The following is a 7,325-nucleotide window of genomic DNA, read 5'->3' as shown; positions in this document are numbered from 1 at the left end:
GGCCCGTCGCGGCGCGGCGGGCGGCGCAGGCCGCAGTCGCCGCACATCTCGCCGCCGGGCGGGACGCGGTAGTACAGGCAGCAGTTGCGCCGGGCGAAGCCGCGCGGGCCGAACGCCCCGGCGCCCGCCAGCGGGGGCCGGGCCAGGAGTTCGCGGACGAGCGCGGCGCGGGCGGCGTCGGGCGGGCCGACGTTCAGGCCGCCGGCGAGCGCCGACGCCGCGTTCCCCCACAGCAGGCCGTCCGCGAGGCGGGTGAAGGTGAGCATCGTCGCGCGCAGCGGCTCCAGCTGGCCGGTGACGACCGCGTCGTGGACCAGGCCGGCCGCTTCGGCGGTGCCACCGGCCCGGTGCCCGCGCGGTTCGGCCAGCCAGAGCGCGATGGGGGCGCCGGGCGCCCACCGCCAGTGCAGGCCGGACAGGTCGGGGACGACGCCCCGGGCCGCCGCCGCGACGACCGGCGACCACAGGCGCGACGCGAGGCCCTGGAACAGGATGGACGCGGCGACGCGCCGCTCGCGGGTGCCGAGCCGCTCGGCGTACAGGCCGGTGAGGCCGGCGAGCCGCGCGGGGTCGCGCTCGGGCAGCGGACGCCACGTCGGGTCGGCCTCCTCGGCCGGGTCCGTGGTGATCTCGAAGTAGGGTCCGAGGCGCCCGGCGGCGCGCAGCGCCTCCGCGACCTCCCCGGCCCCGGCGGGCATCGGCGACGGCATGGCGTTCACCCTGCCATGCCGCGCCGGCGCGTCTGCCGGGAGGCCCGGGGCGCGCTACCGCGAGGGGTGGCCGCCGTTGTCGCGGCGGTCCAGGGCCGTCTGCAGGGCGCGGGCGGCCTCCTCCGCGGCGTCGTCCGCGGGCGTGCCGGTACGGGTGGTGTCGTTCATGATTCGCTCCGAATCGCCGAGACTCTGGATGCCGGGCCGCCCGGGACGCGTGGTTCGCACGGGTCCGGGCGCGGAATCGGGCTCATGGCCGGGTCGAACCTCCGCAGCGGCGCCGGCCCGCCGATGTCAGGCCCCGCTGCGGCAGCGAAGGATTACCACGAAACGCCGCATGACTGCCTTCGACGGTACCCGCCGTCCAGGCGACTGTCCCGACCCGTGGCGTAAAATCTCAACATATGAGACGTGACGGTGCTCACGACCACGACGGGCGGGCACCCGGCCCGTGCCGGACGCCCGCCCGCGGCGGTCACCTCTCGCTCTCCCGGATCAGTCCAGGTCGACGCGGCGGCCCATGTCGGCGCCCACCTCGGCGGAGATCGCGTCCACGAGCTGCGGCGGGATGCCGGAGTCGACGGTCAGCGCGATCAGCGCCTTGCCGCCCTTGGCGTCCCGGCCGACCTGCATGCCGGCGATGTTGACCTCGGCGTCGCCGAGCAGCTTGCCGACGGCGCCGACGATGCCCGGCCGGTCGACGTAGGAGAAGAACGCCATGTGCGCGGTCGGCACCAGCTCCATGTTGTAGCCGTTGATCTCGATGATCCGCTCGGCGTGCTTCGGGCCGGTCAGCGTGCCGGACACCGACACCACGCCGCCGTCGCCCATCGTGCCGCGCACCTGCACCACGTTCCGCCAGTCGGGGCTGTCCTCGCTGGTGGTGAGGGTGACCTCGACGCCCCGGTCGCGGGCCAGCAGCGGCGCGTTGACGAAGGTCACCGACTCCTCGACGACGTCCGAGAACACGCCCTTGAGCGCGGCCAGCTCCAGCACCTTGACGTCGTGCTCGGCGATCTCGCCGCGCACCACCACGTCCAGCCGGACGGGCACGCCGCCGGCGAGGGCGGTGAAGATCCGGCCGAGCTTCTCGGCCAGCGGCAGGCCGGGCTTGACGTCCTCGGCGACCGCGCCGCCCTGGACGTTCACCGCGTCCGGCACGAACTCGCCGGACAGCGCCAGCTTCACCGAGCGGGCGACCTGCGTGCCCGCCTTCTCCTGCGCCTCGTGCGTGCTGGCGCCGAGGTGGGGGGTGACGACCACGTTGTCGTGCACGAACAGCGGGCTGTCGGTGCAGGGCTCGCTGCTGAACACGTCGATGCCGGCGCCGGCGACCCGGCCGTCCTTCAGCGCGAGGTCGAGCGCCTCCTCGTCGACGATCCCGCCGCGCGCGGCGTTGACGATCCGCACGCTCGGCTTGACCTGGTGCAGCTCGCGGTCGCCGATGAGGCCGAGGGTCTCGGGGGTCTTCGGCAGGTGGACGGTGATGAAGTCGCTCTGCTGGAGCAGCTCGTCCAGGGTGACGAGCTTCACGCCGAGCTGGGCCGCGCGGGCCGCCTGCACGTACGGGTCGAACGCGATCACGTTCATGTCGAAGGCGGCGAGGCGCTGGGAGACCAGCACGCCGATGCGGCCGAGGCCGAGCACGCCGACGGTCTTGCCCTGCAGCTCGACGCCGGTGTACTTGGACCGCTTCCACTCGCCCTGCTTGAGCGCGGAGTGGCCCTGCGGAACGTTCCGGGCGGTGGCCAGCAGGAGGGCGATCGCGTGCTCGGCGGCGGTGACGATGTTGGAGGTCGGCGCGTTGACGACCATGACGCCGGCCTTGGTGGCGGCCTCCACGTCGACGTTGTCGAGGCCGACGCCGGCCCGCGCGACCACGCGCAGCCTCCCGGCGTGCTGGAAGACCTCGGCGGTGACCTTGGTGGCGCTGCGGACGATCAGGGCGTCGACGTCCGCGACGGCCGGCAGCAGCTTGGCCTTGTCGCTGCCGTCGACGTGACGGACCTCGAAGTCGGATTCCAGCACGGCGATGCCGGCCGGGGAGAGCTCTTCTGCGACGAGGACGACGGGCTTGCTCAAGGAAACAGTCCTTCGGAAGTCGGATGTTCGGCTGATGTGCAGGTGAAGTGCGCGAGTCACCTCGTCGTGCCCTCGCCCCCAGCGGCGAGTCTATCCCCCGGCGGGCGGCGGGGTTCGCGACAGGGAAAGACCCGTCGGTAACTCCGGGGTGTCCGCCGGGCCCGCGCCGCCCTTACCTCCGGCGTCGCTCCGTACGGGCGGCGCTCGTCAGGCGGCGTTCGGCTCGGGCACCGCGGCCAGCACGGCGGCGACCCGCTCGGCGTCGGCGACCCGGACGTGCGGGACGTCCACGAAGATCCGCAGCGGCCCGGCCGGCAGCCCCAGCCGCCCGGCCACATGCAGCTGGACCTCGCGCAGCGGGACGTAGGCCAGGTAGCCGCGGAAGACGTCCTGGGACCGGAACATCCCGGTCATGATCAGCCGGTAGCCGCGGATGCGGAACGACAGCGCGGTCAGGCACGGCACGGCGGCGGCGTCCCCGCCCGGCAGCGTCAGCGAGATCCAGGCGCTGGTCGTCCACGGCCGGGCCCGCAGCAGGCCGACGACCCAGTGCAGCTGGTCGACGCCGTCGATGTCGCGCAGCCGGGGCCCGTACCGGCCGGCCGCCGCGTCCCGGTCGCGCTCCCCTTCGCGCTCCCGGTCGCGGTGCGCGAGGCGCGCGCGGTCGCCGTACTCGCGCAGGATCGGGTCCTCCCAGCTCAGCGAGTCGATCTCGAACAGCAGCGGGGGCCCTTCGATGATCGGCCCCGCGTCCTCCATGCCGGCGACGCCGGCCGCCCACACGTGCCGGAGGACGCCGATCCAGGCCCTCCCGCACGTCTCCCAGCGCCGGACGCCGTTGTCCTCTCGCGCCTGCACGTCACCTCTCCGCGCCATTGCCGGCCCGATCACCGCCAATGCGGAACGGGCGTTTCGCCGGCCGCGGCATTGCCGCGCCGGTGAGGAATTGCGCCGCGCGCCCGGCCGGCCGTCCCGGTCCGGTCCCTGTCGGCCTCTCGCCGTCCATGTGCACGCCCCAGCGCCGTTCCGGCGGCGGTCACGTGAGCGTTCGCGCAGGTGCTCCCGCGCCGGCCGTGGCCGTCGCGACTTTCTTCAAGTATCCGGCAAGGTGCGCCAAAAGGATAGGTTCTTTTACCCTGGAAGCCATCTCCACCGGCATTCTGACCGCCCCGGCGCGCAAAGGTCATTGGACAATCCGTCCAAACGATCGCCGCCTTTCCCGGCGGCGGACGGTGCGCTCACCAGGGGTCCGGGCCGTCCCGGTGCAGCACGACGTAGCCGTCCCGGCCGAACACCTCCCGGTAGCCGGACGCCTTCAGCAGGGCGACCCGCCGCTGCTGCTCGGCCACCGACGGGAACGGGAACGTGTGCCGCCGCACGTCCGCGACGACCCACGGGGCGTTGCGCGGCTGCCAGTCCCACAGGAGCACGCGGGTCCGTCCGGTGAGGCCCGGTCCGACGCCGTTGGCGGCCTCCACCAGCGCCCCGTCCGGGACCTTCGCGACCGCCGCGGCGGCGGCCGAGGCGCGCTCGTTGCGGCGGTAGAGCGCGGGATCGCTGAGATCCCCGAACGCGAAGAACGGCACGGTGATGATCGCCGCGGCCAGCAGGCCGGCCGCCGGGACCCACCCGGGGGTAAGGCGCCGCCCGAACCGCCCCAGTCGGCGGGCGCGCGAGCGCAGCCGGGCGTTCCGCCGCAGGCGCGCGGCCCCGTCCACCGCGGCCAGGACGAGCACCGCGACGATGAACGCGTTGTAGTGGTAGTGCGGCGCCCACCAGTTGGCGAAGCGGTCGGCGAGCATCCGCTCCAGCAGCGGCGGCAGGGCGACCAGCGTCAGCGGGGACGCCAGCGGGAGCAGCAGCAGAGGCAGGACGAGCAGCCCCATCATGGCGAGCTTGGCCGGCGGGGTGCCGATCAGCGCGACAGCGTCCCACGGGTGCGTCAGGACGTGCCCAGCGGCGTGCGGGAGGTCCCGGCCGAGCGAGCTGTAGGCCCAGTAGTAATCGTTGTCGCCGCCGAAGGCCGCGATGGCGATCTTCGAGCACACCGCCGTCGCGGCGCCGCCCGCGGCCAGGTAGGCCAGTCCGGCGCGCCGCTCCCCGCGGCGGGTCAGCAGGAACAGCCCGAACCCCGCGAGGAGCAGCCCCATGTCCTCCTTGACCAGCAGCAGGAGGAACGCGGCGAGCGCCGCCCGGCCGCGCCGCCCCGCGTCGTACCGCTCGATCATCACCGCCGACAGCAGCGGGACGAACGCGACCTCGTGGAAGTCGAACGCGAGCGCCTCGGCGACCGGCCACGACAGCGCGTACGCGCCCGCCGCGCAGTACCCGGCGCCCGCGCCGAGCCGGCGCTCGGCGAACCGCCAGATCGGCACGATCGCCAGCGCGAACAGCACGCCCTGCGCGACCAGCAGCGTCCCCGGGCCGTCGTGGATCCAGTACAGCGGCGCCAGCACCGCGAGGAGCGGCGAGAAGTGGTCGCCGAGCACGGAGAAGCCGGGCCCGAACCCGTTGTGGACGCCCTTGACGATCGCGACCGGCGCGCCGAACCGGCTGTAGGACCGGACCGCCTGGTCGAAGATCACGAGGTCGTAGGTGCTGGCCCGGAACGCGCGCAGCCGCAGCAGCGCGAACGCGGAGTCGAGCGCGGCGCTCGCCGTGACGAGCGCCGCCATCGCCCAGACGTGCCGCCGAGCCCGCGTGCCGAGGCGTCCCGCACCGACCGGCCCCTCCGCCGCGACCGCCTCCACCTCCGCCACGCGCCGGACGCTACCAGCCCCTCGACGGCCCCAACCGACGCCCCTCACCCCGTCGGCGGGGCCCGTCGAGGTGCGGCGAATCCCGTCAGTCGGCGGGACGGTGGGTCAGGGGCAGGCCGCGCCGCGTGAACACGGCGGCGGCCACCACCGCCAGCAGCGGGACGGCGACCCCGACGGCCAGGAGGAGCGACCACGGGACGTCCGGCGTCGGGCCGTGCCCGGGGACCGCGGGCGCCCCGTCCGGGCCGGCCGGCACCGCCGCGACCTCGGTGAGCGGGCGGGCGACCGCGACGCCGGGCACGAACCCGGCCGCGATGCCGAGCCAGCAGCCGAGGACGGCCACGAACCCGGCCTGGCCCATCGACAGCAGCCGGCGGGTGCCCGGCCGGGCGCCGATCGCCGCGAGCGTCGCCAGGTCGGGCCGGGCGTCCGCGGCCGCCAGCCCCGTCGCGATCATCGTGCCGCCGAAGGCCAGCACGGCCCCGGCGATCGCGAGCGCGAGAAGCATCGGCGAGGGCGAATCGACGTGCCCGCGTTCGACGTAGACGGTGTCCTCGGTGTCGGTGAAGGCGGCGAGGACCTCGGTCAGCCGGGACTGCTCCGCCTCGGTGACCCGGTGGTCGGCCCGGTCGACGCCGAGCGCCTCGGTCCGCACGGGCACCCGGGCGAGCGCCGCGACCGACGGCGGCACGAGGGCCTGGACGTGCGGGTCCTCGCGGACGGCGACCGCCGGGACGCCGCGCACCGTGCGCAGCGTGTGCTGCCGGTCGTCCTTCCAGTACGAGACCGTCGCGGTCGTGGTGCCGCCGGGCAGCGGCGGGGACCCGAAGACGACGACCTTCCCGGCGGCGAGCGCGGCCGTCACGGCGGGATCGTCGCGGCCGAGCAGCAGGCGCGCCTCGCGCGCGCCGCCGACGACGTTGTCCAGCACGACCGTCCTGCTCCGGGACGGCCCGGAGGCGAACGCGACGGACGGGCACCTCGCGGTGTCGTCCTGATCGCATGCCGACCCCTCCCCCGGCAGCGTCCGCAGCGGGACCAGCGGCACCCCGGGCAGTTCCCGCCCGATCGCGGCGGTGACGGCGTCCGCCTTCCCCACGGGCGGCCGGACCATCGCCGACCCCATCGGCAGCCGGGGCTCGTACTCGGCGCGCTCCTGCCGGGCGTCGCTGGCGACGCCGATCGCGAACACGGTGATCCCGGCGACCGCCGCCATGATCGCCGCGACGACCGGGGCGGCGCGGCCCCGGTTGCGCGCCCCGTCCCGGACGGCCAGCCGCAGCGGCAGCGGGAGCCACCGGGCGCCCCGGCCCGCCGCGCCGACCAGCCACGGCGTGGCCATGACGCATCCGATGACGATCGCGGCGGCGCCCAGCGCGGCCCCGAGCTCGTGCAGCGCGCGGGTGCCGAACAGGGAGGCCGCGACGCCGAGCAGCACGAGGACCGCGCCCGCGACCGGCCAGCCGCGGCGCGCCCGGACGGCCTCCCTGCGCCCGGCGAGGGCGGCGACGACGTCCATCCGGGCGGCCTGCAGGGCGGGCACGAGGGCGGCCAGGACGCCGCTGCCCGCGCCGAGCAGCATCGTCACGGCGACCAGCGCCCACGGCACCTCGTACGGGCCGAGGACGACGCCGAGGAACTCCTTGGACAGCGGCTTGGCCAGGGCCGCCGCGAGCAGCCCGAGCAGTGCTCCGGCCACCGCGGCGGCGCCCCCGAGGACCAGGCCGCCGGCCAGCACGACGGCGCGCAGGTGCTCGGCGTCGCCGCCGCACGC

General features: G+C 75.5%; 5 protein-coding genes. All 5 read right to left on the bottom strand.

Features of this window, described 5'->3' with window-relative positions:
- Positions 1-710: (2Fe-2S)-binding protein (locus ABZ914_RS42735; protein WP_500200500.1), on the bottom strand; the 710-nt coding region annotated here is incomplete at its 3' end.
- Between the two features lie 495 nt (positions 711-1,205).
- Positions 1,206-2,792: a phosphoglycerate dehydrogenase gene (serA, locus tag ABZ914_RS42730; RefSeq protein WP_433139867.1), complete on the bottom strand. Its 1,587-nt coding sequence runs from the start codon at positions 2,790-2,792 to the stop codon at positions 1,206-1,208.
- A gap of 207 nt (positions 2,793-2,999) precedes the next feature.
- Complete coding sequence (locus ABZ914_RS42725) at positions 3,000-3,650, bottom strand: thymidylate synthase family protein (RefSeq protein ID WP_500200499.1); 651 nt, start codon at positions 3,648-3,650, stop codon at positions 3,000-3,002.
- 380 nt (positions 3,651-4,030) lie between these two features.
- Entirely contained in the window at positions 4,031-5,551 is a 1,521-nt protein-coding gene (locus tag ABZ914_RS42720) for a DUF2079 domain-containing protein (protein WP_500200498.1), read from the bottom strand.
- Between the two features lie 85 nt (positions 5,552-5,636).
- Positions 5,637-7,325: FtsX-like permease family protein (locus ABZ914_RS42715; RefSeq protein WP_500200497.1), on the bottom strand; the 1,689-nt coding region annotated here is incomplete at its 5' end.

Source organism: Spirillospora sp. NPDC046719, from assembly GCF_040645715.1.
Lineage (GTDB): Bacteria > Actinomycetota > Actinomycetes > Streptosporangiales > Streptosporangiaceae > Spirillospora.
The sequence above is the reverse complement of the archived record's forward strand: the minus strand, read 5'-3'. Positions and strand labels throughout refer to the sequence as shown.